This window comes from Streptomyces monashensis, from assembly GCF_001866665.1.
Lineage (GTDB): Bacteria > Actinomycetota > Actinomycetes > Streptomycetales > Streptomycetaceae > Streptomyces > Streptomyces monashensis.
Genome location: NZ_MLYO01000012.1, coordinates 172,247 through 196,729 on the forward strand (window position 1 = coordinate 172,247; position 24,483 = coordinate 196,729).

The 24,483-nt window shown below is 70.8% G+C and carries 21 protein-coding genes; 4 read left to right on the plus strand and 17 right to left on the minus strand.

The window, feature by feature from the left end:
• Positions 1–121 precede the first annotated feature (121 nt).
• The 9 genes from lepB (BIV23_RS05595) to BIV23_RS05635 form a co-directional block, all read right to left on the minus strand.
• The gene (gene lepB / locus BIV23_RS05595) at positions 122–1,138 is read right to left on the minus strand and encodes a signal peptidase I (RefSeq protein ID WP_107471084.1); all 1,017 of its coding nucleotides are present in this window, start codon (positions 1,136–1,138) and stop codon (positions 122–124) included.
• A complete protein-coding gene (gene lepB, locus BIV23_RS05600; RefSeq protein ID WP_071379618.1) occupies positions 1,026–2,117 on the minus strand; it encodes a signal peptidase I in 1,092 nt (363 codons plus the stop codon). The genes lepB (BIV23_RS05595) and lepB (BIV23_RS05600) overlap by 113 nt, the downstream gene beginning before the upstream one ends.
• Entirely contained in the window at positions 2,110–2,805 is a 696-nt protein-coding gene (gene lepB / locus BIV23_RS05605; protein ID WP_071379619.1) for a signal peptidase I, read from the minus strand. The genes lepB (BIV23_RS05600) and lepB (BIV23_RS05605) overlap by 8 nt, the downstream gene beginning before the upstream one ends.
• A gap of 45 nt (positions 2,806–2,850) precedes the next feature.
• Entirely contained in the window at positions 2,851–3,201 is a 351-nt protein-coding gene (gene rplS, locus BIV23_RS05610) for a 50S ribosomal protein L19 (RefSeq protein WP_071370661.1), read from the minus strand.
• A 135-nt stretch (positions 3,202–3,336) separates the two neighbouring features.
• On the minus strand, positions 3,337–4,170 hold the full coding sequence (gene trmD, locus BIV23_RS05615) for a tRNA (guanosine(37)-N1)-methyltransferase TrmD (RefSeq protein WP_071379620.1): 834 nt from the start codon (positions 4,168–4,170) through the stop codon (positions 3,337–3,339).
• Complete coding sequence (gene rimM / locus BIV23_RS05620; protein ID WP_071379621.1) at positions 4,167–4,712, minus strand: ribosome maturation factor RimM; 546 nt, start codon at positions 4,710–4,712, stop codon at positions 4,167–4,169. Before rimM ends, trmD begins: the two co-directional genes overlap by 4 nt.
• 82 nt (positions 4,713–4,794) lie before the next feature.
• Entirely contained in the window at positions 4,795–5,034 is a 240-nt protein-coding gene (locus BIV23_RS05625; protein WP_003973401.1) for an RNA-binding protein, read from the minus strand.
• A gap of 5 nt (positions 5,035–5,039) precedes the next feature.
• Complete coding sequence (rpsP, locus tag BIV23_RS05630; protein WP_071379622.1) at positions 5,040–5,459, minus strand: 30S ribosomal protein S16; 420 nt, start codon at positions 5,457–5,459, stop codon at positions 5,040–5,042.
• Positions 5,460–5,764: 305 nt separating this feature from the next.
• Positions 5,765–6,361, minus strand: a complete 597-nt coding sequence (locus BIV23_RS05635; RefSeq protein ID WP_067041283.1) for a hypothetical protein — start codon at positions 6,359–6,361, stop codon at positions 5,765–5,767.
• A 522-nt stretch (positions 6,362–6,883) separates the two neighbouring features.
• Between BIV23_RS05635 and BIV23_RS05640 the strand changes: the two genes are divergently transcribed.
• The gene (locus BIV23_RS05640) at positions 6,884–7,804 is read left to right on the plus strand and encodes a class I SAM-dependent methyltransferase (RefSeq protein WP_071379623.1); all 921 of its coding nucleotides are present in this window, start codon (positions 6,884–6,886) and stop codon (positions 7,802–7,804) included.
• Positions 7,805–7,811: 7 nt separating this feature from the next.
• On the opposite strand, the gene ftsH is transcribed toward BIV23_RS05640, so the two are convergent.
• The 6 genes from ftsH to nsdA form a co-directional block, all read right to left on the minus strand.
• Positions 7,812–9,746 (minus strand): ATP-dependent zinc metalloprotease FtsH, encoded by a 1,935-nt coding sequence (gene ftsH, locus BIV23_RS05645; RefSeq protein WP_079172972.1) that lies wholly within the window; start codon positions 9,744–9,746, stop codon positions 7,812–7,814.
• A gap of 61 nt (positions 9,747–9,807) precedes the next feature.
• Positions 9,808–11,355 (minus strand): signal recognition particle protein, encoded by a 1,548-nt coding sequence (gene ffh, locus BIV23_RS05650; protein WP_071379771.1) that lies wholly within the window; start codon positions 11,353–11,355, stop codon positions 9,808–9,810.
• Positions 11,356–11,572: 217 nt separating this feature from the next.
• Positions 11,573–14,020 carry a [protein-PII] uridylyltransferase gene (locus tag BIV23_RS05655; protein ID WP_071379625.1) on the minus strand — a complete coding sequence of 816 codons (2,448 nt, stop codon included), beginning with the start codon at positions 14,018–14,020 and terminating at the stop codon, positions 11,573–11,575.
• A gap of 29 nt (positions 14,021–14,049) precedes the next feature.
• Positions 14,050–14,388: a P-II family nitrogen regulator gene (locus BIV23_RS05660; protein WP_071370669.1), complete on the minus strand. Its 339-nt coding sequence runs from the start codon at positions 14,386–14,388 to the stop codon at positions 14,050–14,052.
• The gene (locus BIV23_RS05665) at positions 14,385–15,728 is read right to left on the minus strand and encodes an ammonium transporter (RefSeq protein WP_071379626.1); all 1,344 of its coding nucleotides are present in this window, start codon (positions 15,726–15,728) and stop codon (positions 14,385–14,387) included. The genes BIV23_RS05660 and BIV23_RS05665 overlap by 4 nt, the downstream gene beginning before the upstream one ends.
• Before the next feature lie 303 nt (positions 15,729–16,031).
• Positions 16,032–17,510: a transcriptional repressor NsdA gene (nsdA, locus tag BIV23_RS05670; protein WP_071379627.1), complete on the minus strand. Its 1,479-nt coding sequence runs from the start codon at positions 17,508–17,510 to the stop codon at positions 16,032–16,034.
• Between the two features lie 469 nt (positions 17,511–17,979).
• Between nsdA and BIV23_RS05675 the strand changes: the two genes are divergently transcribed.
• Positions 17,980–18,642 (plus strand): bifunctional DNA primase/polymerase, encoded by a 663-nt coding sequence (locus tag BIV23_RS05675; RefSeq protein WP_071379628.1) that lies wholly within the window; start codon positions 17,980–17,982, stop codon positions 18,640–18,642.
• Positions 18,643–18,807: 165 nt separating this feature from the next.
• Here the strand turns inward: BIV23_RS05675 and ftsY are convergent, their stop codons facing one another.
• The gene (gene ftsY / locus BIV23_RS05680) at positions 18,808–20,025 is read right to left on the minus strand and encodes a signal recognition particle-docking protein FtsY (RefSeq protein WP_071379629.1); all 1,218 of its coding nucleotides are present in this window, start codon (positions 20,023–20,025) and stop codon (positions 18,808–18,810) included.
• 169 nt (positions 20,026–20,194) lie between these two features.
• Between ftsY and BIV23_RS05685 the strand changes: the two genes are divergently transcribed.
• Together BIV23_RS05685 and BIV23_RS05690 are read left to right on the plus strand one after the other, a co-directional pair.
• Positions 20,195–21,646 (plus strand): cytosine permease, encoded by a 1,452-nt coding sequence (locus tag BIV23_RS05685; RefSeq protein ID WP_071379630.1) that lies wholly within the window; start codon positions 20,195–20,197, stop codon positions 21,644–21,646.
• Positions 21,647–21,778: 132 nt separating this feature from the next.
• Positions 21,779–22,750 carry an LLM class flavin-dependent oxidoreductase gene (locus BIV23_RS05690; protein WP_071379631.1) on the plus strand — a complete coding sequence of 324 codons (972 nt, stop codon included), beginning with the start codon at positions 21,779–21,781 and terminating at the stop codon, positions 22,748–22,750.
• A 138-nt stretch (positions 22,751–22,888) separates the two neighbouring features.
• Here BIV23_RS05690 and BIV23_RS05695 read toward each other — a convergent pair whose 3' ends face one another.
• Positions 22,889–24,307, minus strand: coding sequence for a sugar porter family MFS transporter (locus tag BIV23_RS05695; protein ID WP_071379632.1), 1,419 nt, complete (start codon positions 24,305–24,307; stop codon positions 22,889–22,891).
• Between the last annotated feature and the right edge of the window lie 176 nt (positions 24,308–24,483).

A 24,483-nucleotide genomic window follows, 5' to 3' on the forward strand; every position in this document is an offset into this window, starting at 1 on the left:
GGACCGGCGGCAAAGGCTCGGCCACCGCCGGACCGAACCGCTCCGGATCGCCTCGGCCGGCCCGGACACGCGGAAGGCCCGGTGCGCACCGACGAGTCGGTGCGCACCGGGCCCTTCGTGGTCACTTGCTGCCCGCGGACGCCTTCCGCCGCACCTTGGACTCCAGTCGGTCCCGGCGGCTGCGCCGCCACACCACCACCGGCAGCACCGCCGCTACGGCCACGCCCTGCGGGGCCACCGTCAGGGCGGCGGACGCGGACGACTGCTGGTTCAGGTCGGGCTGGTCGAAGGTGTCCGGGACCGGCAGGGTGCCCCAGCGGTTGATCGGCCAGGCCTTGACGATCGCGCGGCCCACGACGTCACTGACCGGGACCATGCCGTGGTGCTTGTCGGTCTGGTTGTAGCGCGAGTCGCGGGAGTTCTGGCGGTGGTCGCCCATCACCCAGATGTACCCCTTGGGGACCGTCACCTTGAACTGGCCGCCCTGGTCGTCCACGCTGCACGGCGTGTTGCCGGGGTAGACGTACGGCTCGTTCAGCGCGTGGCCGTTGACCAGCAGCGGGCCCGAGTTCTTGCACTCGACCGTGTCACCGCCGACCCCGATCACCCGCTTGATCAGGTCCTTCTCCTCCGCCGACGGCATCAGGCCGATCCAGCTGAGGACCTTCTGCACCGGGTTCGGGGTCGGCGTCGGCTCGCCCGCCAGCCAGTTGTCCGGGTCGTGGAAGACGACCACCTCGCCACGGTCGGGCTCGGAGCCGAACCACGGGGTGAGCTTGTCGACCAGGACGCGGTCACCCTGTTGAAGGGTGTTCTGCATCGAGTCCGACGGAATCGAGAACGCCTGCACCAGGAACGTCTTGATCAGCAGCGCCAGGACCAGCGCGATGCCGATGAGGATCGGCAGCTCCTTCCAGAAGGAGCGCGGTTTCTTCGGCGTGGGGGTGGTCCCGCCCTCGCCCGCGTCGTCCGCCCCGGGGGGCCGCTGCTCGTCGTCCCGTGTGCCGTCGTCGCCCGTCATCTCGTCATTCCCGGAGGTCACGGCGCCGTCCGGGCCGTTGGCGTTCGCTTCCACGGGGTGCCCGCGGTGCTCTTCGCCGTCGTGTCCCGACCGTGCGCCAACCGCCACATCCCCCACGCCAACTCCTTACTCTGTGCCACCGCCTGCCCGTGACACGGCGCAGGCCCACCACTCCCATAACGAGCGGGAGTTCCGCAGGGGTCGGGAGCTGAGTGATTCCGTTCGGATTCTCGGAGGTAACCCTATGCGACAGCAGGGGAGCGGCGGCCGTACCCGACACGGAGTGGGCGACGCTTGCGAAGGTTTTAGGTTCCTGGAGGCGGGTCCAGTGGTCGAAGGGCCAGCCGATGGCGACGGCCCGGCCGACGACGGAGTTGACGGAGACCGTGCCGCCGTAGGGCGTGTTCATGTGGAACCGGGAGTCCGCGGAGTTGCCCCGGTGGTCGCCCATCACCCACAGCCGGCCCTGGGGAACGGTGATGTCGAAGCGCATCGCGGACGGGGCGTCGCCCGGGTAGATGTAGTTGCCCTCGGTGAGCGGGGTGCCGTTGACGGTGATCCGGCCCTGCGCGTCACAGCACTTGACGTGGTCGCCGCCGACCCCGATGACCCGCTTGATCAGGTCTTTCTCGTTGTCCGAGGGGAGCAGGCCGATGAAGGTGAGGCCTTCCTTGACCTGCTTGACGACGACGGGGTCGTTCTTCTTGGTGGTCTGCTCGTCGGCGAGCCAGCCGCCCGGGTCGTGGAAGACGACGACGTCCCCGCGCTGCGGCTCGGAGCCGAACCACGGGGTGAGCTTGTCGACCAGGACGCGGTCGCCGATCCGGATCGTCTGCTCCATGGAGCCGGACGGGATCACGAAGGCCTGGACGAGGAAGGTCTTCAGGACGAGCGCGATGAGGACGGCGACACCGACCAGAAGAGGGATCTCACGAACGGCTGAACGCCTGCGCTTGCGCTTGACCTTGCGCTGGAGTTTGCGCCGTTCCGCGCGCGTGCGGCCGCCGCCGGGCGCCGAGGTGCGGCGCGCCCCCGTGGGCAGCAGGTTGTCGGCGGGGCCGGCCGGCACCCCGCGTGGTTTGCCGCGGTTACCCATGCGCACCGTCCGAGGACGGCACGCGCGCGTAGGCGGAGGGCCGCGTCAGATGCGTCCAGTGGCCGTACGGCCAGACGATCCAGTCGGCCCGGCCGATGACGTCGCCGACCGGGATCATGCCGCCGCCGGGCGAGCCGAGGTGGTCGCGGGAGTCGCGGGAGTCGCTGCGGTGGTCGCCGAGGACGAACAGGCGCCCCTCGGGCACCGCGACGTCGAAAGGCACGCTGGAGGCGCTGTCCCCGGGATAGAGGAAGGACGACTCGTCGACCGCGCGGCCGTTCACCTCGATCCGTCCCTTCTTGTCGCAGCAGACCACATGGTCTCCCCCTACCCCGACCACGCGTTTGACGTAGTCGGCGTCCCCGAAGTACCCGGAGCCGTCGAACACGACCACGTCGCCGCGGCGCGGCTGGGCTCCGAAACGGTACGCCAACTTATTTACGAGAATGCGGTCGCCGATCCTCAAGCCCTGCTCCATGGATCCGCTCGGAATCTGGAACGGCTGGACCACGAAAGCGTTGAGGAGCAGCAAAAACGCCAGGCAGACGAAGAGGCTGAGGGTGATCCGGCCGCCCGGCAGCCAGTCGGTGATCCGCGACACCAACGCGAAACGCGACCGTTCCTCCGGCCCCGGGGATTCCGGGTGGGAGGGGCGGTCGCGTTCCGTCGGCTGTGCTTCGGTGTCCATCGGGGCGAGATGCTATCCCGCCTCGCTGTGGGCCCCGCGCTGCGCTCAGTTGTCGCGCTTCTCCTTGATCTTCGCGGCCTTGCCGCGCAGGTCACGGAGGTAGTACAGCTTGGCGCGGCGCACGTCACCACGGGTGACGAGCTCGATCTTCTCGACAATCGGGGTGTGCACCGGGAAGGTGCGCTCGACGCCGACGGAGAACGAGACCTTGCGGACCGTGAAGGTCTCGCGGACGCCGGAGCCCTGGCGGCGGATCACAACGCCCTTGAACTGCTGCACACGGGAGCGGTTGCCCTCGATGACGCGCACGTGGACGTTGACGGTGTCACCCGGGCGGAAGGCCGGGACGTCGCTGCGCAGCGACGCGGCGTCGACGGAGTCGAGCAGGTGAGACATTTCGTCTGCTTTCTTCGCTGATGCCACAGGTCATCAACGGAAACTAGGTGTAAAAGAGGTCTGCCGTGCGGGTCGGGACGGGCGTCGTGTCCCCCTGCGGCAGGGGCGCACGCCGGACGGACGCACAACAGCGGTCTATTCTTCCACGCCTCCGGCCCGCCGCCAAAATCGGCCGAGCCGCTCTCCGTCGGGGTCCGGTTCCCAGCCCAGGATCGAGAGCATCTCGCGGTCCTTCTTGTCGAAGGCCTTGGGTTCGCACTGCTCGATCAGGTCGGGCCGGTGGGCGGTCGTACGCTTCAGCGCCTCGTCGCGGCGCCAGCGGGCGATCCTGCCGTGGTGGCCGCTGAGCAGCACCTCGGGGATGTCCCGGCCGCGCCAGACGGGCGGCTTGGTGTAGACGGGGCCCTCCAGCAGGCTCGCCATGGCGCCGGGCGCGAAGGAGTCGTCGCGGTGGGACTCGGCGTTGCCTAGGACGCCGGGCAGCAGCCGGGCCACGGCCTCGGTGATGACGAGGACGGCCGCCTCGCCGCCGGCGAGGACGTAGTCGCCGATGGAGACCTCGTAGACGGGCACCCGGGTCGCGTACTCGTCCGTGACGCGCCGGTCGATGCCCTCGTAGCGGGCCGGCGTGAAGATCAGCCAGGGGCGCTCGGAGAGCTCGACGGCCAGCTCCTGGGTGAAGGGGCGGCCGCTGGGCGTGGGCACGATGATCGCGGGCGCGCTCGCGCCGGTCTCGTAGCCGTCGGCGAGGACCGTGTCCAGGGCGTCGCCCCAGGGGTCGGTCTTCATGACCATGCCGGGGCCGCCGCCGTACGGGGTGTCGTCGACCGTGTTGTGCCGGTCGTACGTCCACGCGCGCAGGTCGTGCACATGGACGTTCAGCTGTCCACGCGCGCGTGCCTTGCCGACGAGGGAGACGTTCAGCGGTTCGAGGTACTCGGGGAAGATCGTGACGACGTCGAGCCTCATTCGCTGTCTTCCCTCGAAGAGGCGATCTCCGCGCGGTCGTCGATCAGGCCCGGCGGGGGCGCGATGACGGCCTTCTGCTCCTCCAGGTCGATCTCGGTGACGATCTCCTCCACGAAGGGGATCATCACCTCGCTGCCGTCGGGGCGCTCCACGATGAACAGGTCCTGGGACGGCAGGTGCGTGATCTCGGTGATCCGGCCGATCTCCTGTCCGTCCTCGGTGACCACGTCGAGGTCCATGAGCTGGTGGTCGTAGTACTCGTCCTCGCCCTCGGGGAGTTCCTCGGGGTCGACCTCGGCGATGAGGAGCGTGTTGCGGAGGGCTTCGGCGCCGTTGCGGTCCTTCACGCCCTCGAAGCGCAGGAGCAGGCGGCCACTGTGCACCCGGCCGGTCTCGATGGTGAGCGGTCCCGCGGCGGCGGGATCGGTGGCGAGTACGGCGCCGGGCGCGAGCCTGAGCTCGGGTTCGTCGGTGCGTACCTCCACGGTGACCTCGCCCTTGATGCCGTGGGCGCGGCCGATCCGTGCGACTACGAGCTGCACTGTGCTTGGTCTCCTGTCATACGACTTCGGGCCGGGGACGGCCCAAGGGCCCTCCCCGGCCCGAGCCGGTTGCGATGAAGCGTCAGCGGACGTGGTCCACGTCGACGAGGTCGACGCGGACACCGCGGCCGCCGATGGCGCCCACGACGGTACGCAGAGCGCGCGCGGTACGGCCGTTGCGGCCGATCACCTTGCCGAGGTCGTCGGGGTGGACCCGGACCTCCAGCACGCGCCCGCGGCGCAGGTTGCGCGAGGCGACCTGCACATCGTCAGGGTTGTCGACGATGCCCTTCACGAGGTGCTCAAGCGCCTCTTCGAGCATGCTGCTCAGGCCTCGGTCGACTCGGACTCAGCCGCGGCCTCGTCCTTCTTCTCAGCCTTCTTCTTCTGGGTGATCGCCTCACCCTTGCCCTCGTCGTCGCCGCCGAGCGCCTCGAACGACGGACGCGCCGTCTTCGGGGCGGCGACCAGCAGCGGCGCCGGGGCGGGCTCGCCCTTGAACTTCTGCCAGTCGCCGGTCTTCTTCAGGATGGCGAGGACGGGCTCGGTCGGCTGCGCGCCGACACCCAGCCAGTACGCCACGCGGTCGGCGTCCACCTCGATGACCGACGGGTTGTAGGTCGGGTGGTACTTGCCGATCTCCTCGATCGCACGGCCGTCACGGCGGGTGCGGGAGTCGGCGACGACGATGCGGTAGTGAGGCGAACGGATCTTGCCCAGACGCTTCAGCTTGATCTTGACTGCCACGGGAGTGGGTTCTCCTGGATTTGACGTGGTTGGGCACGGCGAGATTGCCGCGTGGGGTTGCGGTACCCGAGTGCCCGATGGACGCGTCAGCCGGAGGAGAGAGGGGTCCTGTGCGGCTGTCGAGTACAGCTAGCCATTGTGCCACACCCCGCGGAGCGCTTCCGGCCGAGGGGTGTGGCACCGCATCCGGGCATGGCGGACAGGCATCCGGCGTGGAGGTGAGTTCACGTCGGATGCGCTGCCCGCTGTCTGCGGCGAGGAGCCTGCTCCCGGCACCCACGAGATGCCGGTGTACGCGGCTCGCGTCACGCCGCTCCGGCGACCTCCGGGATTCTGAACGGCTTGCCGCAGCCGCCGCAGACGATCGGTGCCTGGGCCAGGACCGAGGGCACCACCCGGACGTTGCGGCCGCAGTCGCAGACCGCCTTGACGCGGACTCCCCCGCCGGAGGAGCCGTGCCGGGCGGCCGGGCCGCGGAAGCTGCGAGTGGTGTCGGACGTCGTGGCCGCCGTGTGGGCCTTCAGCGCGCGCTGGAGCCGCTCGATCGTCGGGCGGTAGCGGCGCCTCGCCTCGGGGTTGAGGGTGACCAGGGAGAAGCCGCTGCTCGGGTGCGGCTCCTCGGGGTGGTCCAGACCCAGCTCCTCGGCGATCGCGAGGAAGCGGCGGTTGTGGTATCGGCCGGCGCGGGAGGTGTCGCGGATCCCACGGGCGGCGGCGATGCCGTGGACTGCCTCATGGAGCAGTCGTTCGAAGGAGAGCTCGTGACCGCACGCGGACGACGACTCTCCGATCAGGGACTCTGGGGCGGCGAGGTCCGGCAGCTCGGGGTGGTACCGCTGAATGTCGGCCCACGCCTGCGCCAGCTCCGCGGCGAGAACAGGTGGTGTCTGTGTCGTGCTCACGTAATGACAACGAGCGGGAGCTCGAATGTGTTCCTATTCCGGGTCATCCCAAATAATTTGCACGTACCAGTCAGTTGCCGCTGATGCGTCCTGACGAGGGCGGGTGCGCTGATCTGCGGAGAAGCCTCACAGCTCATCCCAAGCTGGTGCGTAGTCCGCCGTACGGTCCGGCGCGTAGTGCCCGCCGCGGGGTGAGGCCGGGGATGTGCAAGAGATGTTTCGGCCGCGATCGTCCTCACGTCTCGCCTTGATCTGCGTCCGTGACGGCCGTGACGTTACCGCGCACCGCCCGGACCCCTGGCACCGGCCCCGCCGCGGGAAGGCACACCGTACGGCCGCCCGGATTACCGGGATGTGAAATCTCGCCACAGACACACCCGAACCTCAAGCGGGGCGCCACGACCCCTGGACGCCGTCGCGAGCCGGGAGTTACCTGACATACGTGGGAAGTGCGCGCGCACGGCACGGGGGCCGAACGACCGGGCGCAGCGGCGAACCGTCGGCGGATTGGGGCGCTCACCTATGACACCTGTGCTCGTGCGGCAGCACCTGGCTCACGCGGACTCCGAACCCCGCGCGGACCTGTGCGCACGCGCGCGTGACTGGTCCGAGATCCAGGAGCGGATGCTGGTGCCGCTCTACGAGGCCGTCCACGAACGGCTCGAAGTGGGCCCCGCCACCCGGCTGCTGGGCCTGTACTGCGGCTCGGGGCTCGCCCTGCTGCTGGCCGCCGGCAGAGGGGCCGAGGTCACCGGCTGCGAGGCCGCCTGCCCCGAACGCCTCGCCCTCGCCCGCGAACGGCTGCTGCCGCACGCCCCGCGCGGCGGAGGCAGAAGCCTGCCGGACGTCTCCGGGCACCGAGCCGGGTGCGGCGAGAGCGGCCGTACGCGTGCGCGTGCCGGTGTGCGGCTCATCGCCGGGTCGCCCGCCGACAGGGGGGACGCAGAGGCGGAGCCGTACAACCTGGTGACCGTCTTCGAGCCGGTCGGATGTCTCGCCGGGGACGCCGAGGGGCTCGGGGAATCGCTGGCGCAGGCCCTGCCGTTCGCCGCGCGGGGGGCCGCCGTGGTGCTGACCGGGTGGGGGCCGCCGGAGCGGTGTGCCACCTCCTCGGTGCTGCGGGTGGCGGCGAAGCTGGCCGATCCGCTGTGCGGCGCGGGCAGTTGGCGGCCGGCCGAGCGGGACGACCTGGAGGGGGCCGCACAGCGCGCCGGACTCAGGCCGGACGGCTCCGGACGGGTCGCCTGCCCCTTCGGGTACGCCTGCCTCGGCAGTGCCGTACGCGGCCTGCTGTCGACGGGGCTGTTCGACGCGGCGATCGCGGCGACGGACGCCAAACAGGTCGACAAGGAGCTGACCGAGGCCCTGCATCCGTACCGGCGCCCGGACGGCACCGTGTGGATGCCGAACGTCTTCCGCTATCTCGTCGCGCGCGTGCCCTGAACGTCCGTCACGCGTCGGTGTCCTTGGTCAGGCGGGTGATCCCCGCGACGCGGTACGCGTCCGCCTCCTCCAGCGTCTCGTTGGCCAGCAGCGCCTGCGCGAGGGCGTCCAACTGGCCGCGGTGGTCGCGGAGTTTGCGGCAGGCCTCCTCGTAGCACTCGTCCACGATCCGGCGCATCTCGGCGTCGATGACGTCCAGGGTCTGCGGTGCGGCGGCGAGCCCGTAGGCCTGCTGGGCGTCGTTCGGCAGCGCGGAGAGCCGGCCGACCTCCTCGCTCATGCCCCAGCGGGACACCATTCCGCGCGCGATGTTGGTGACCTGCTCCAGGTCGCTCTCGGAGCCGGTGGTGACGACGTCGTATACGACGTGCTCGGCCGCCATGCCGCCGAGCGCGCCGATGATCCGGCCGCGCAGGTACTCCTCGGTGTACGCGTACTTGTCGGCGTCCGGCGTGGAGAGCGTGACGCCGAGGGCGCGGCCGCGCGGCACGATGGTGATCTTGCGGACCGGGTCGGCGCCCGGCTGGAGCATGCCGAGCAGGGCGTGCCCGCTCTCGTGGTAGGCGGTGCGCCGACGCTCCTCCTCGGGCATCACCAGCGGGCGTTCCGCGCCGAGCTGGACCTTCTCCAGCGCGTCGGACAGGTCGGACTGGGTCACGGCCTGCTGCTGGCGCTTCACCGCGAGCAGGGCGGCCTCGTTGGCGACGTTGGCCAGATCGGCGCCGGTCATGCCCGGGGTCGTCCGGGCCACGTGGGCGAGGTCGACGTTCTCGGCGAGCGGGATGTCGCGGGTGTGGATCTCCAGGATGGCCTCGCGGCCGCCGCGGTCCGGGGGCGAGACCTGGACGACCCGGTCGAAGCGGCCGGGGCGGGTCAGGGCCGGGTCGAGGATGTCGGCGCGGTTGGTGGCCGCGATGACGATGACGCCCTCCGAGCCGGAGAAGCCGTCCATCTCGGTGAGGATCTGGTTCAGCGTCTGCTCGCGCTCGTCGTGCCCGCCCATGGACGCGCCGCCGCCGCGGGCCCGGCCGATGGTGTCGATCTCGTCGATGAAGATGATCGACGGCGCGACCTTGCGGGCCTCGGCGAACAGCTCCCGCACCCGCGAGGCGCCCACGCCCACGATCATCTCGATGAACTCGGACGCGGACGCGGAGAAGAACGGCACGCCCGCCTCGCCCGCGACCGCGCGCGCGAGCAGTGTCTTTCCGGTACCGGGCGGGCCCGCGAGCAGCACACCGCGGGGCATCTTGGCGCCCATGCGCCGGTAGGCGTCGGGGTTCTTCAGGAAGTCGACGACGTCGTTGAGCTCGCCCTCGACCTCGTCGATCCCAGCCACGTCGGCGAAGGTCGTGCGCTTCTCCCCCGGCACCAGCTCGACCGGCTTGGGCGGTGCCTTGCGGCCCAGCATGCCGCCCGCGCCGCCGAGGCCCGCGCTCATCCGCCGGGCGACGAAGATCCACAGAGCGACGATGACGAGCATCGGCGCCAGGGAGATCAGCAGATTGGCGAGAAAGCTGCGGTGCTGGACGACGGGCTGGGCCGTGACGGTGACGTTGTGCTTGGTCAGGTTCGACCAGAGGCTGTCGTTCGCGAAGGACGGCCGCTCGGTGTTGAACTTGGTGTACGTGCCGCCGCCGGGGTTCTTCCGCTCCTTCTTGAGCTGCCCCTGGATCGAGTCGCCCTTGGCGTAGATCTTGGCGACATTGCCGTCGTTGACCTGCTTGCTGAACTCGGTGTAGGAGATCGTCGGCTCGTTGGCCTGGTCGAAGTAGGACAGCACCAGGTTGGCGATCAGGTACACGATCAGCGCGGTGAGGATCAGACGCCACCAGCCGCCGCGCATCCGGGGCCCGCCCGGCTGTTTCGGCGGCTCCTCCGGGGCACCTTCGGTACGCCAGGGCTGGTCGGGCGACTTGCGCGGCGGGGCGGGGTTGGTCATATCCGGACCGTACGACAACGACCAACCCCCGGCATGCCCAGCAAGGGGCACAGGGGCGCACTCAGCCCATGAACTTCTTGAACTCGTCCGGCAGCTCGAACTCCTGGCCGCCCTGCTGCGGCACCCCGAACGCGCCGCCCTGGGCCGCCGCCTCGCGGCGCTGGGCCTCCTCCAGCTCCTGCTGCTTGCGCTTCATCGGGTTGCCGGAGCGCTGCTTGCCCTTGGCCTTCTTCTGCTGCTTCTTCTGCCTGCCGGGGCCGCCGCCCATGCCCGGGATCCCCGGCATACCCGGCATGCCGCCGCCCTGCGCCATGCGCGACATCATCTTGCGGGCCTCGAAGAACCGCTCGACCAGGTTCTTCACCGCGCTGACCTCGACACCGGAACCCTTGGCGATACGGGCGCGGCGCGAGCCGTTGATGATCGTCGGCTCCTGGCGCTCGGCCGGGGTCATCGACTTGATGATCGCGGCGGTGCGGTCGACGTCCCGCTCGTCGATGTTCTGGATCTGGTCCTTGATCTGGCCCATGCCCGGGAGCATGCCGAGCAGCTTGCTGATGCTGCCCATCTTCCGGACCTGCTCCATCTGGGCCAGGAAGTCGTCCAGGGTGAAGTCCTGGCCCTTCTTGGACGCCAGCTTCGAGGCCATCTTGGCGGCCTCTTCCTGGCTGAAGGTCTTCTCCGCCTGCTCGATCAGGGTGAGCAGGTCACCCATGTCGAGGATGCGGGAGGCCATCCGGTCCGGGTGGAACGCGTCGAAGTCGTCCAGCTTCTCGCCGTTCGACGCGAACATGATCGGCTTGCCGGTGATCTGCCGGATCGACAGGGCGGCACCACCGCGGGCGTCACCGTCGAGCTTGGAGAGCACCACGCCGTCGAAGCCGACGCCGTCGCGGAAGGCCTCGGCGGTGTTGACCGCGTCCTGACCGATCATCGCGTCGACGACGAAGAGGATCTCGTCCGGGGAGACGGCGTCGCGGATGTCCGCGGCCTGCTGCATCATCTCCTGGTCGATGCCGAGGCGGCCGGCGGTGTCCACGATCACGATGTCGTGGACCTTGGACTTCGCGAACTCGATGGAGTCCTCGGCGACCTTCACCGGGTCACCGACGCCGTTGCCCGGCTCGGGGGCGTACACGGCGACACCGGCGCGCTCGGCGACGACGCTCAGCTGGTTCACGGCGTTCGGGCGCTGGAGGTCGGCGGCGACCAGCAGCGGCGAGTGGCCCTGCTCCTTCAGCCAGCGGCCGAGCTTGCCCGCGAGGGTGGTCTTACCGGCACCCTGGAGGCCGGCGAGCATGATCACGGTGGGCGGCTGCTTGGCGAAGCGCAGCCGGCGGGTCTCGCCGCCGAGGATCGTGACCAGCTCGTCGTTGACGATCTTCAGGACCTGCTGGGCGGGGTTCAGCGCCCTGGAGACCTCGGCGCCGAGGGCCCGCTCCTTGATGTTCTTGATGAACGTGCGGACGACCGGCAGGGCGACGTCGGCCTCGAGGAGCGCGATGCGGATCTCGCGCGCGGTGGCGTCGATGTCCGCCTCGCTCAAGCGCCCCTTGCCGCGCAGATTCTTGAAAGTCGCTGACAGGCGATCGGAGAGAGTGTCGAACACGGCGGCGTCGGTCCTCGGGGTCGGGGGCAGTCTGAGCGTCTTCCAGAGTATCTGGCCGGACAGGACAACGGTCCCCGCCCGTCGCATCCGGCGAGCGGGGCACTCCCCCGCAGCCGCGGGGATCACATGGCGTCCGTGTCGGCCTCGGAGAGCCGTCCCGGGTCACCTCCGTGTACGCAGAGACCACGCCGTGTCAGCGACCGCGACGACCACACGGTCACGCCCGCAGCGTCTCCTCCAGCACCCGCGCCAGCGATGCCGCGTCCTGCGCCGGGAGCTGTGCCCCCGTGCCCGTCGTGACGTAGAAGGCGTCGACGGCGTTGGAGCCCAGCGTGCTGACGTGCATGCTGCGCACCCGTACGCCCGCCTTCTCCAGCGCCATGCCGATGCGGTGCAGCAGGCCGGGGGCGTCCTGGGCGCGGACCTCGATCACCGTGGCGTGGTGGGAGGCGGCCGGGGCCACCGTGACGCGGGGCGGCGGGGCGATCCAGCCGCGTCTGCGGGGGTAGGCCGCGTCCCGTTCGGCGAGCCGGCCGGCGATGTCCAGCGAGCCGTCGAGGGCGCGCACGAGGTCGGCGCGCAGCCGGGCGGCCTGGGGCAGGGAGCCGTACTCGGCGGCGACCCGCCAGTTGAGCAGCAGGACCGAGCTGTCCTCGACGTCGTCGGGCAGGCTCAGGGCGCGCAGCTCGGCGGTGCGCACGGTCAGCCGGTGCACGGCGAGGACCCCGGCGACGGCGGGGAGCACGGCGGGCTGGTCGGGTACGGCGATGAGCAGCTCGACGCCGAGGGGTTCCTGGGCGGACTCCGCCCCGGTGACCGGTTCCGTCTGGGCGCGCAGGGCGAGCACCGGGCCGCCGGTGCGGAACGCCTCGATCGCCAGCCGCTCCTGTTCGGCGGTGGGCGCGGCGGTCGGCTCGGGCTCGTCCGGGGCGTCCCCGGCGAGGACGGCCGAGACCCGCCGGACGAGGTCGGCGACGAGGGAGCCGCGCCAGGAGGACCAGGCGGCCGGGCCGGTGGCGAGGGCGTCGGCCTCCGTCAGCGCGTGCAGCAGTTCCAGGGTGCTCTGGGTGCCGACCGCCTCGGCGACCGAGCGGACCGTGGCCGGGTCGTCCAGGTCGCGGCGCGTGGCCGTCTCGATCAGCAGGAGGTGGTGGCGGACCAGCGAGGACAGCACCGTCACGTCCGCGCGGTCGAAGCCGATCCGGACGGCCACGTCCTTGGCGATGATCTCGCCGGCCACCGAGTGGTCGCCGGGCCAGCCCTTGCCGATGTCGTGCAGCAGGGCGGCGACCAGGAGCAGGTCGGGGCGGCTGACGCGGCGGGTGAGTTCGGAGGCGCGGACGGCCGTCTCGATGAGGTGCCGGTCGACGGTCCAGAGGTGGACGGCGTTGCGCTGGGGGCGGCAGCGGACCCGCTCCCAGTCCGGCAGCAGCCGGCTGATCAGGCCCTCCGCCTCCAGCGCCTCCCAGACCTCGACGGTCGGGCGGCCGGAGCCGAGCAGGGTGACCAGCTGCTCCCGGGCCTCGGCGGGCCAGGGCGTAGGCAGGGGGCGGGTGGTCGCCGCCATCCGCCGGACGGCGTGCAGGGAGAGCGGGAGACCGGCCTGCGCGGCGGCGGCCGCGGCGCGCAGCGGCAGCACGGGGTCGCGCTCGGGGCGCGCGGCGCGGGCGAGCACCACCTCGCCGTCCTGCTCCACCACGCCCTCGGCGAGCGGGGAACGCTCGGTGACCGGCTTGTTGCCGCCCAACATGGCGCGCAGGCGCGGCCGCACGGCGCGCGAACGCAGCACGCGCCCCACCTCGCGCCAGGTGACGTCACTGGCGTAGGCGATCACGCGCGCGGCCTCGTACACCTGCCGCAGCAGGGTGTCCGCGTCCAGCAGGTCCAGCTCGGCGGCCACCTGGTCCTGCTCCTGGAGGGAGAGGCGGTCGGTGGCGCGGCCCGTCGCCAGGTGCAGGGCGTCGCGGACGTCGAGCAGGCGCCGGCGTGCGTCGGCGAGGCCCTCGCGCGGGGCGTCGGCGAGCCAGGAGGCGGCGACGGCGCGCAGGGCGGTGGCGTCGCGCAGGCCGCCGTGCGCCTCCTTCAGGTCGGGCTCCAGCAGGTACTGCAGCTCGCCCTGCCGCTCGGCGCGTGCGGCACACAGCTCCTGGAGTTCGGGCAGGCGTTTGGGCGCCTGGTTGCGCCAGTCGGTGAGGACGGCCGTGCGCAGTGCGGCGGTGAGGCCGGCGTCACCGGCCAGGTGGCGGGCGTCCAGGAGGCCGAGGTGGACCTTCAGGTCGTCCCCGGCGGTCCTGCGGGCCTCCGCCGGGGTGCGCACGGAGTGGTCGAGGGCGAGGCCGAGGTCCCAGACGGGGTACCAGAGGCGGTCGGCCAGCGCCGCGACCTCCTTGGTGTCACCGCCGTCGTGCAGCAGGAGCAGGTCCAGGTCGCTGCGCGGGGACAGCTCGCCGCGGCCGTAGCCGCCGACGGCGACCAGCGAGACCCCCGTGAGCCCCGCTGTCGCCACGCCGAACAGTCCGCGGAGCCAGTCGTCGGTCAGCTCCGCGAGGGCGGCACGGCGCGGCGGCCCGGACCGCGCCCCCTCGGTGAGGAGGCGCAGCCGGGCCGCCGCGTAGCCGCCGGGTCCCGAGTCCTCTGTTGCCATCCGCTCGTCCGTTCCCGTCACCCGGCGACTCCCGTTCTCACAGATGCTGGTCAGAGCGCGTCGGGGCCGCGCTCGCCGGTGCGGACCCGTACGGCCGTGTCGACCGGCAGGGCCCAGACCTTGCCGTCACCGATCTTTCCGGTGCGGGCCGCCTTCACGATGACCTCGATCAGCTGCTCGGCGTCGTCGTCCTCGGCCAGCACCTCGATGCGGATCTTCGGGACGAGGTCGACGGTGTACTCGGCACCCCGGTAGACCTCGGTGTGGCCCCGCTGCCGACCGTAACCGCTGGCCTCGGTGACCGTCAGGCCGTGGACGCCGAACGCCTGAAGCGCTTCCTTGATCTCGTCCAGCCGGTGCGGCTTGACGACGGCGGTGATGAGCTTCATGCGTCCACCTTCTTGGTCTGGGCGGAGGCCAGGGCCGGGGCGTGGGCGGCGGAGCCGAGGACACCGCCGCCGGTGCCGCTGAAGTCGTAGGCGCTCTCGGCGTGTTCGGCCTGGTCGATGCCCGCGACTTCCTCGTCCTCGGTGACCCGCATACCGATCGTCTTGTCGAGCAGGAAGGCGAGGACCGCAGAGACGACCAGCGAGTAGCCGAGGACAGCGCCGACACCCGCGCACTGCTTCCACAGCTGGGTCCAGGAGTGGTCGCCGTAGAAGACGCCGGTGGCGGTGGACTGGCCCTTGCCGGTGGCGAAGAAGCCGATCAGCAGGGAGCCGAGGATGCCGCCGACCATGTGGACGCCGACGACGTCGAGGGAGTCGTCGTAGCCGAACTTGAACTTCAGGCCCACGGCCGCGGCGCAGGCGACACCGGCGATGGCGCCGACGGCGATCGCGCCGAGCGGGGAGACCGCACCGCCGGACGGGGTGATCGCGACCAGACCGGCGACCGCGCCGGAGGCGGCACCGAGGGTGGTGAACGCGCCGTGCCGGATCTTCTCGTAGGCGAGCCAGGCCAGCATGGCGGCGCCGGTCGCGACCTGCGTGTTGACGAACATCAGCGCGCCGACGCCGTCGTCGTTGCCGAGCCAGGAGCCCGCGTTGAAGCCGAACCAGCCGAACCAGAGCAGACCCGCGCCGAGCATGACCAGCGGGAGGCTGTGCGGGCGCATCGGGTCCTTCTTGAAGCCGACGCGCTTGCCGATGACGAGGATGACACCGAGCGCCGCCGCACCCGCGTTGATGTGGACCGCCGTACCGCCCGCGAAGTCGATCACGCCGAGCTTGAAGGCCCAGCCGTCGGCGCCCCAGACCCAGTGGGCGACCGGAACGTAGACGATCGTGGCCCACAGGGCGATGAACAGGCACCAGGCCGAGAACTTCACGCGGTCGGCGAGGGCGCCGCTGATCAGGGCCGGGGTGATGATGGCGAACATCATCTGGAAGACCATGAACACGAAGATCGGAATGGTGTATCCGGGCCACAGCTCGGTCAGGCCGATGTGGCTGAGTCCGAACCAGTTCGAGTTCCAGCCGATGAGGCCGTTGTGCGTGCCGAAGGCGAGGGAGAAGCCGTAGAGCGTCCAGAGGATGGTGATGATCCCCATGGCGATGAAGCTCATCATCAGCATGTTGAGGGTGCTCTTGACCCGGACCATGCCTCCGTAGAAGAAGGCCAGGCCAGGGGTCATGATCAGCACCAGGGCGGAAGCAATGAGCATGAAGCCTGTGTTCGCGGACGACAGCTTGGGTGCCTCCGCGGCAAGCGTGATGGCTGGGGCCATCGGCGTCTCCTCGTCGGTTTCTACGGCCCCGTGCGGGCGGTACCGGGCCTGGGCGGTCCGGTCGGGTGAGGGGTGGGCCGGTTATGCGCCATGAGATTGACGCAGCGCGGTTTCGGTGGAGGCCCCTCGTTGTTTCGCCGGGGTGACGAAGACGCCGTGCGTGTTACGCGTGGATGAACGGCCGGATCTCCGGGAGGGAGACGGGCCGGCCGCGGCGGGCCTCTCGATGACCTGGCATGGGGGAGCCGAGTCGAGCGGTTCGGGAGGCCCGGCCGCGGCCGGGGCTTGGCATGCCGGGGTCGGTCAGACGGCCTCGGCGGTCTCGGGTAGGTCCACGGCGAGCTGGTCGGTGAGGCCGACGACGACGGCGAGGTCGCCGTAGTCCCGCGCGGCGGTGTCGACCGTCTTTCGGATACGAGTGTTCACGCGCTCGGAGCGGACCTTCTTGGCGATCTCCATGGCCCGGGAGGCGTACTGCGTGCCCCGCTCGGGCTCGCGCTGGAGCAGGTGCACGGTGGCCTTGCCGATCAGGTTCAGCGCATACGACCGCTGGTGCTCCGGATCGTCGGCGAACAGCTCCACCGCCCGCCGCATCAGCGGCTCGGCGAGGGAGGCGTAGGTGGGACTGCGCCCGGCGACGTAGGCGAGGTCGCGGTAGGAGTGGGAGTTCTCGCCGTACAGCTCGGCCTCGGAGAAGAAGCGGATCCAGTCGGGGTCCGGCTCGTCCCACTCGTCGGCCTCGGCGAAGGTGTCCTCGGCCATGCGGACCGCGCGCTTGGTCTTGCCGGGCTGGCCCATGTTCGCGTACGCGCGGGCCTCCATCGCATACAGCATCGACTGGGTGCGCGGGCTCGCGCAGTCGCGGCTGCCGTACTGGGCGAGGTGGATCAGCTCCAGGGCGTCGTCGGGCCGGCCCAGGTGGATCATCTGGCGGCTCATGCTGGAGAGGATGTACGACCCCAGGGGCTTGTCACCGGCCTCCTTCGCGGCGTGCAGGGCCAGCACGAAGTACTTCTGCGCGGTGGGCTGGAGGCCGACGTCGTACGACATCCAGCCCGCCAGCTCGGCCAGTTCGGCGGCGACCTTGAACAGGATGCGGGTGGTCGCCTCGGGCTGGGGTTCCTGGAGCAGGTCGGTGACCTCGTGCAGCTGCCCGACGACCGCCTTGCGGCGCAGGCCGCCGCCGCACTGGGCGTCCCACTGGCGGAACATCCTGGTGGTGGACTCCAGCAGGTCCAGCTCGGGCCGGGACAGGCGGCCGGGGCGGCGCGGGTCGAGGGCGGGCCGGGACTCGGGGCGGCCCGGGGAGGCCGGGCTCGGCACGAGCCAGCGCTGCATCGGCTCGATCAGGGAGGGACCGGCGGACAGGGCGAGGGAGGTGCCGAGGAAGCCGCGCCGGGCGAGCATCAGGTCGCTGCGCGAGAACTCACTGAGCAGGGCGACGGTCTGCGGTCCGGTCCAGGGCAGGTCGACGCCGGTCGCGGAGGGTGACTGGCGGGCCGCGCGCAGGCCGAGGTCCTCGATGGAGACCACGCAGCCGAAGCGCTCCGAGAAGAGCTCCGAGAGGATGCGCGGGATCGGTTCGCGCGGGTTCTCGCCGTCCAGCCAGCGCCGTACACGCGAGGTGTCGGTGGAGATGTGGTTGGCGCCCAGCTGGCGCGCCCGGCGGTTCACCTGGCGGGCCAGCTCGCCCTTGGACCAGCCGCTGCGCACGAACCACGAGCCGAGCAGCTCGTTGGGGTGCTTGTCAGCGTTCGTCCCGCTACCGCCGTTGCCGCTCACTGGAACGCCCCCATTCCTGAGACCACTTGTCGCCGCGTACGCCAAGCCCTATCAGAATGCCGGTAAATACGGCCTCCCGTCCGCCGGTTCTCACCCTTCGAACGGGATGACGACTCGCCTCCGGCATACCCATGGACGCATATGCCCCCAGGACTCGCACACTCACAGTAATCCTACGATCACCCGTCCAGCCATGGCGATCCGGGAAACGCCACCATTCGCCACCCCTTCGAATGAACTCACGTTCCCCGGAACGCGATTCACTTGACATAGGACGATCGGAAGTGGGCGGAGTGAGGCACTCGGGGGCGCAGGCAACCCGGTGTGCCACCCCGAGCGCTTCCAGGCGCCGCCTTGCCCCCGCGCTTGATCGACGGCCGGCCCGGGAAGGCGGAGCCGTAGCGTCACGTTCCGCTTTCGTCCCGTTCCGTGTCGTAACCACCGGCGCGCTGGACCCGTTGGAGGGGGCATGGGCTTCACGATCGGCGGCATCCGCGAGATCCGCTCCGGCACGCGTCGGCGCGGCCGGTCCTCGGAGTGCACGGCCGTCGCCGAGTTCACCGGGCTGTGGGGCTGGGACGTGGTGCCGGGCGCGCGGGCCGCGGCGGGCGCCTGTTCGTGCGGGCGCGCCGACTGCCCGGCGCCGGGGGCCCATCCGCTGGACTTCGCGCCCCAGGTGCCGGCCGGGGCGACGCTGGACGAGGTGAGCAAGACCTGGTCGGAGTTCCCGGGCGCCGCGGTGATGCTGCCGGTGGGCCAGGCGTTCGACGTCGTCGAGGTCTCCGAGGCGGCCGGCCGGCGCGCCCTGGTGCGCCTGGAGCGGATGGGGCTCCCCCTCGGCCCGGTGGCCGCGACCCCGGACGGCCGCGCGCACTTCTTCGTCGCGCCCGGCTCCGCCGCCGAACTGCCCCGGCTGCTCTACCGCCTGGGCTGGGACGACGCCTCGGCCCTGGACCTGAGCGGCCTCGGCCCCGGCGCGTACGTCACGGCGCCGCCCTCCGACCGGGGCGGCCTGGGCCCGGTGCGCTGGCTGCGCCCGCCGGCGCTGGACTCGGCGACGGCACCTCCGGCGGCCCGGCTGGTGCTGGGCACGTTGGCCTATGTGGCACACCGGTCGCGGGCGCGGGCCTGACGGCTCCCGCGCGCAAAGGCGAAGTGCCCGTCCCCAACTGCACCTTGGGGCCGGGCACTTCCTTTTGCGCCTGAACCGGCGCCGCTCTCGCGGACGTGGTCGATCGCCGTCGCGGTTCCTCGATTATCGGCTGCGGTCCGTGGGTGAAGGCTGATCCACAGGGAGTTACTCGCCGATCAGCGCGTCCACGAACGCCTCCGGCTCGAACGGCGCCAGGTCGTCCGCGCCCTCGCCGAGGCCGACGAGCTTGACCGGCACGCCCAGCTCGCGCTGGACCGCGACGACGATGCCGCCCTTGGCGGTGCCGTCGAGCTTGGTCAGCACGATGCCGGTGATGTCCACGACCTCGGCGAAGACGCGGGCCTGGACCAGGCCGTTCTGGCCGGTGGTGGCGTCGAGGACGAGCAGCACCTCGTCCAGCGGCGCGTGCTTCTCCACGACCCGCTTGACCTTGCCGAGCTCGTCCATGAGGCCGGTCTTGGTGTGCAGGCGGCCGGCGGTATCGATGAGGACGACGTCGACCCCCATCTCCTTGCCCTCCTTGACCGCGTCGAAGGCCACGGACGCCGGGTCGCCGGCCTCGGGGCCGCGCACGGTGTGGGCGCCGACGCGCTCGCCCCAGGTCTGGAGCTGGTCGGCGGCGGCTGCGCGGAAGGTGTCGGCGGCGCCGAGCACCACGGTGCGGCCGTCGGCGACGAGCACGCGCGCGAGCTTGCCGGTGGTGGTGGTCTTGCCGGTGCCGTTGACGCCGACGACCATCACGATGCCGGGCCTGCGGTCGTCGGGCTCGGTCCTCACCGTGCGGTCGACGTCGGTGCCGACCAGCTTGAGCAGCTCCTCGCGCAGCAGGCCGCGCAGCTCCTCGGGGGTGCGGGTGCCGAGCACCTTGACGCGCTCGCGCAGGCCCTCGACCAGCTCCTGGGTGGGCTGCACACCGACGTCGGCGGTGAGCAGCGTGTCCTCGATCTCCTCCCAGGTGTCGTCGTCGAGGTGCTCGCGCGACAGGAGCGTGAGCAGGCCCTTGCCGAGGGCGTTCTGGGAGCGGGACAGGCGGGCGCGCAGGCGGACCAGCCGGCCTGCGGTGGGCTCCGGGATCTCGATCTCCGGAGCCTCTTCGAGAGCGGGCTCGGCGGCGGGAGGCTCCTCCACGGCGACCGGTGCGGCGCCGCCGGGGAGATCCACCTCCTCGATCGTCCGGCGCGGTTCGTCGCGCGGTGTCTCGGCCTCGTCGCCGACGTGCGGCTCGGCCGGGGGCGCGGTGATGTCGGGCGTCTTCGGGGGTGGCGGAGGCAGCGGCTTCCGGCGCCGGGTGCCCACGATCAGCCCGCCGAGCGCGCCGATCACGACCACGGCGATGACTACAGCAAGGATGACGGTTTCCATAACCCGTCCAGTATCGGCCATGGGGCGCGACGGGAGCCGGTTTGTGGCTTCCTCTGAGAGACAAAGGCCACTAACGGCGAGGAGTGGGAGCAAAGTACGATGGTGGCGACTCTGTTGACGCGCGTAGAGTCCCGACCGTCCCCCTTCCCCCCACGGCAGGCCCCTTTTCATGAGCAAAACCGTCGAGACCGAAGGCGCTCTCGAGACCCGCGGGATCGAGCAGGTCCCGGATCACGAGCGCACCGCGAAGACCCGTGAGCTGTTCCCGACCTGGGTCGGCGCCAACATCAGCGTGCTGCTGCTGACGATGGGCGCGAGCCTGGTCGTCGCGTACCACCTGAACATCTGGCAGGCGCTCGTGGTCGCGGCGGCCGCGCCGGTCGTGTCGTACGGCCTCGTCGGGCTGATCGGCATCGCGGGCAAGCGGGGCGGCGCGCCCGGCATGGCGCTGTCGCGGGCGGTCTTCGGCCAGCGCGGCAATCTGCTGCCCGGCTCGCTGATCTGGGTCGCGCGCTGGGGCTGGGAGACGATCAACGCGGTCACCGGCGCCTACGCGATGCTCACCATCCTGGACATCGTGTTCGGCCTGAAGGCGAACAGCGTCCTGGACGTGGTGATGCTGCTGGCGTTCGTCGTGGCGACCTTCGCGATCTCCGGGCTCGGCATCAACGCCGTGCAGAAGTGCAACAAGTACGCGACGTATTTCTTCGGCGTCTTCTCGGTGCTCGTCCTGGCCTACCTGGTGGCGAACACCGACTGGTCGAAGGTGATGCACCACGGCGGCGGTTCGACGGCCGCGGTGATCACCGGTGTCGGCATGATCGCGGCCGGCGGTGTCAGCTGGATCCCGACCGCCCCGGACTTCACCCGCTACCTGCCGCGCACGGCGTCCTCCAAGGCGATCGTCGGTACGGCGGTGGGCGGCGCCGGTGTCGTCGTCCTCCCCATGGTCCTGATGGGCGCGGTGATGGCGGTCTCCACGCCGGACCTGGCCTCGGCGATCGACCCGGTGTCCTTCCTCGGCGAGATCCTGCCGACCTGGATCGCGGTGCCCTACCTGTGCATCTCACTGATCGGCATGCTGCTGATCAACTCGATGTCGATGTACTCCGCGGGCTTCACCGCGCAGACCCTCGGCTTCAAGGTGCCGCGCCACTGGGCGGTCTCCGTCAACGCCGTGATCTCGCTGATCTTCGGCGGTGTGCTGATGCTGGTGGCGACGAGCTTCATGGGCTCGTTCATCGCCTTCCTCTCGCTGCTGGCGGTCGCCTTCTCCGCGTGGGTCGGCGTGTTCGGCGCGGACATGCTGCGCCGCACCGAGTACGACGGCGCGGCGATGGCCGACACCACCCGCACCAGCGCCTACTGGTACAAGGGCGGCTTCTCCCCCGCGGCCGTGGCCGCCTGGGCGATCGGCCTGGTCTCGGGCCTGATGTTCACGACGTCGGACTGGTTCACCGGCCCGCTCGCGAAGAACAACGTCATCGGCGAGTACGGCCTCGGCTGGGTCGCCACGATCGTGATCTCCGGCCTGCTGTACCTGGTCCTGCCGAAGCCGGCGGCGACCCGGCCGGCCCCGGCCGCCGAACCGGCCGGGGAGCCCGTGACCGTCGACGCCTGAGGCGTCTCGGCGCGGCCGGCCGCTCTTGTGGAGGGCCGCGCTCGCCGGCGTATCTCCCGCCCCGCCATGGCCATCTGACGCTATGTCAGCTACCGTCCCCCTCCACCGAGCCGTACCGGAGGGGGACTTGCCATGCCCGTCACGGTCGTCCGATTCAACCTCGTCGCCCCGGGCGCCACACCCGCCGCCCTCTCCGCCCGCTACCGGGCCGCCCTGGAGATGGCCGCGTACGCCGACGAGCACGGCATCGCCACCGTGCAGACCGAGGAGCACCACGGCGCCGGGAACAACTGGCTGCCGTCGCCGTTCGCCTTCGCCGGCGCGGTGTTCGGGGCGACCCGGAACATCGCGGTGACGGTGTCGGCGGTGATCGGCCCGCTGCACGACCCGCTGCGGCTGGCCGAGGAGATCGCCGTACTGGACCTGCTGAGCGGCGGGCGGCTCGTGACGGTGGCCGGCATCGGCTACCGCCCCGAGGAGTACGCCCTGTTCGACGTGGACTGGACGCGCCGGGGCCGGCTCCAGGACGAACTGCTGGAGACGCTGCTGGCGGCGTGGTCCGGCGAGGAGTTCACGTACCGGGGCCGTACCGTACGTCTCACCCCGCGCCCGTTCACCGCGCCGCACCCGCTGCTGCTGGTCGGCGGCTCCTCGAAGGCGGCCGCCCGCCGGGCCGCCCGGCTCGGCCTGCCGTTCTTCCCGAGCGCGCATCTGCCCGAGCTGGAGGCGTACTACAAGGAGCGGCTCACCGAGTACGGCACCGAGGGGTGGGTCATGATGCCCGCACCGCAGACGCCGCTGCTGCACGTCGCCGAGGACCCGGACCGGGCCTGGGCCGTGTACGGCGAGCACTTCCTGCACGAGGCGCGCACGTACGCCTCCTGGCAGTCGGGACAGATCCGCTCGGCGGTGAAGTCGGCGGCCACGACGGTGGCGGAACTGCGCGCGGAGGGCGTGTACCGGATCCTCACGCCGGAGCAGTGCGTGGCGCAGGAGCTGGACAACCTGGTCCTGCATCCGCTGGCGGGCGGGATGCCGGTGGAGGAGGGGTGGCGCAGCCTCACCCTGTTCGCGGAGCGGGTGCTGCCCGCACTCGGTGCCTGACCTCGTCGTCACGACGTCACGACACCGCCGCCCCCGCTCCAGGCAGTGGCCGGAGCGGGGGCGGCGGATGGTACGAGGAGAGGGGCAGCGGGGACTTGGCCCCTTCTCCTCGGTCTCGGTGGGCCTCCTCGGGGAGGGTCAGCCCATCTCCTCCAGCGCCTTGCCCTTCGTCTCCTTCACGAACTTCAGGACGAACGGGATGGAGAGCGCGGCGAAGACCGTGTAGATGATGTAGGTGCCGGACAGGTTCCAGTCGGCCAGCGACGGGAAGCTCGCGGTGATGGCCCAGTTGGCGATCCACTGCGCGGAGGCGGCGACGCCCAGGGCGGCGGCGCGGATCTTGTTCGGGAACATCTCGCCGAGGAAGACCCAGACCACCACGCCCCACGAGAGGGCGAAGAAGAGGACGAAGACGTGCGCGGCGATCAGGGCGGTCCAGCCCTGCGCGGCGGGCAGCTTGCCGTCGACCAGGTGGTGGCTGAACGCCCAGGCCTCCAGCGCCAGACCGACGACCATGCCGACCGAGCCGATGAGGGCGAGCGGCTTGCGGCCGACGCGGTCCACGAAGATCATCGCGATCACAGTGCCGATGATGTTGATGATCGACGTCGTGAAGGAGTAGAAGAACGAGTCCGTCGGGTCGATGCCGACCGACTGCCACAGCGTCGAGGAGTAGTAGAACGCGACGTTGATGCCGACGAACTGCTGGAAGACCGACAGGCCGATACCGATCCAGACGATCGGCTTGAAGAAGAAGCCGCCGCCGAGCAGGTCCTTGAAGGTGGACTTGTGCTCGCTCCTCATCGCGTGCTCGATCTCGGCGACGCGGGCGTCCAGGTCGGCGCGCTCGCCCTCGACCTCGGCGAGGATCTCCTTGGCGCGCTCACGCTTGCCGACGGAGAGCAGGAAGCGCGGGGACTCGGGGATCGCGAAGGAGAGCAGGCCGTACAGGACGGCCGGGACGACCATGACGCCGAGCATGACCTGCCAGGCCTCCAGGCCCATCAGGTGACCGCGCTGGTTGCCGCCGGCGGCGTTCAGCAGGCCCCAGTTGACCAGCTGGGAGATGGCGATGCCGACGACGATCGCGGCCTGCTGGAAGGAGCCGAGCCGGCCGCGGTAGGCAGGCGGCGCGACCTCGGCGATGTAGGCGGGGCCGATGACGGAGGCCATGCCGATGGCGAAGCCGCCGATGATGCGCCAGAAGGCGAGGTCCCACAGCGCGAAGGGCAGCGCGGAGCCGACGGCGCTGATGGTGAAGAGGACGGCGGCGATCTGCATGCAGCGGATCCGGCCGATGCGGTCGGCTATGCGGCCGGCCGTGGCGGCGCCGATGGCACAGCCGATCAGGGCGATCGCGATGACCTGGGCGAGGGCCGCGGAGCCGATGTCGTACTTGGTGCGGATGGCCTCGACGGCGCCGTTGATCACGGAGCTGTCGTAGCCGAAGAGGAAACCGCCCATGGCGGCGGCCGCCGCGATGAAGATGACGTGCCCGAGATGTTCGGGATGAGCCGTTCCGGCTCCTGACTGAGGTGCCTGCGCTGTGCTGGTCACGTGTATCTCCTCGGGCCACGGCAACGCTGCCGGGGTGGGGGGCGAGCCCTGTCAAGTCAAGTGGCGCATACGGGGGGTGCGCTCACACCTGAAGGTAAAAGCAACGTTGCAGAGACTATGCCTTCAAGTTTCGAAGTCAATAGTTCAGCGGCTGTGAGCTTTTAGATATTCCGCGA

Bases quoted from the DNA above. Each gene is read 5' to 3' on its own strand.
- BIV23_RS05685 (WP_071379630.1), top strand. From the start codon at position 20,195: ATGAGCAAAACCGTCGAGACCGAAGGCGCTCTCGAGACCCGCGGGATC.
- BIV23_RS05675 (WP_071379628.1), top strand. From the start codon at position 17,980: ATGGGCTTCACGATCGGCGGCATCCGCGAGATCCGCTCCGGCACGCGT.
- trmD (WP_071379620.1), bottom strand. From the start codon at position 4,170: ATGAGGCTCGACGTCGTCACGATCTTCCCCGAGTACCTCGAACCGCTG.
- BIV23_RS05625 (WP_003973401.1), bottom strand. From the start codon at position 5,034: ATGCTCGAAGAGGCGCTTGAGCACCTCGTGAAGGGCATCGTCGACAAC.
- rplS (WP_071370661.1), bottom strand. From the start codon at position 3,201: ATGTCTCACCTGCTCGACTCCGTCGACGCCGCGTCGCTGCGCAGCGAC.
- ftsH (WP_079172972.1), bottom strand. From the start codon at position 9,746: ATGACCAACCCCGCCCCGCCGCGCAAGTCGCCCGACCAGCCCTGGCGT.
- lepB (WP_071379619.1), bottom strand. From the start codon at position 2,805: ATGGACACCGAAGCACAGCCGACGGAACGCGACCGCCCCTCCCACCCG.
- BIV23_RS05660 (WP_071370669.1), bottom strand. From the start codon at position 14,388: ATGAAGCTCATCACCGCCGTCGTCAAGCCGCACCGGCTGGACGAGATC.
- BIV23_RS05690 (WP_071379631.1), top strand. From the start codon at position 21,779: ATGCCCGTCACGGTCGTCCGATTCAACCTCGTCGCCCCGGGCGCCACA.
- BIV23_RS05640 (WP_071379623.1), top strand. From the start codon at position 6,884: ATGACACCTGTGCTCGTGCGGCAGCACCTGGCTCACGCGGACTCCGAA.
- BIV23_RS05665 (WP_071379626.1), bottom strand. From the start codon at position 15,728: ATGGCCCCAGCCATCACGCTTGCCGCGGAGGCACCCAAGCTGTCGTCC.
- lepB (WP_071379618.1), bottom strand. From the start codon at position 2,117: ATGGGTAACCGCGGCAAACCACGCGGGGTGCCGGCCGGCCCCGCCGAC.
- ftsY (WP_071379629.1), bottom strand. From the start codon at position 20,025: ATGGAAACCGTCATCCTTGCTGTAGTCATCGCCGTGGTCGTGATCGGC.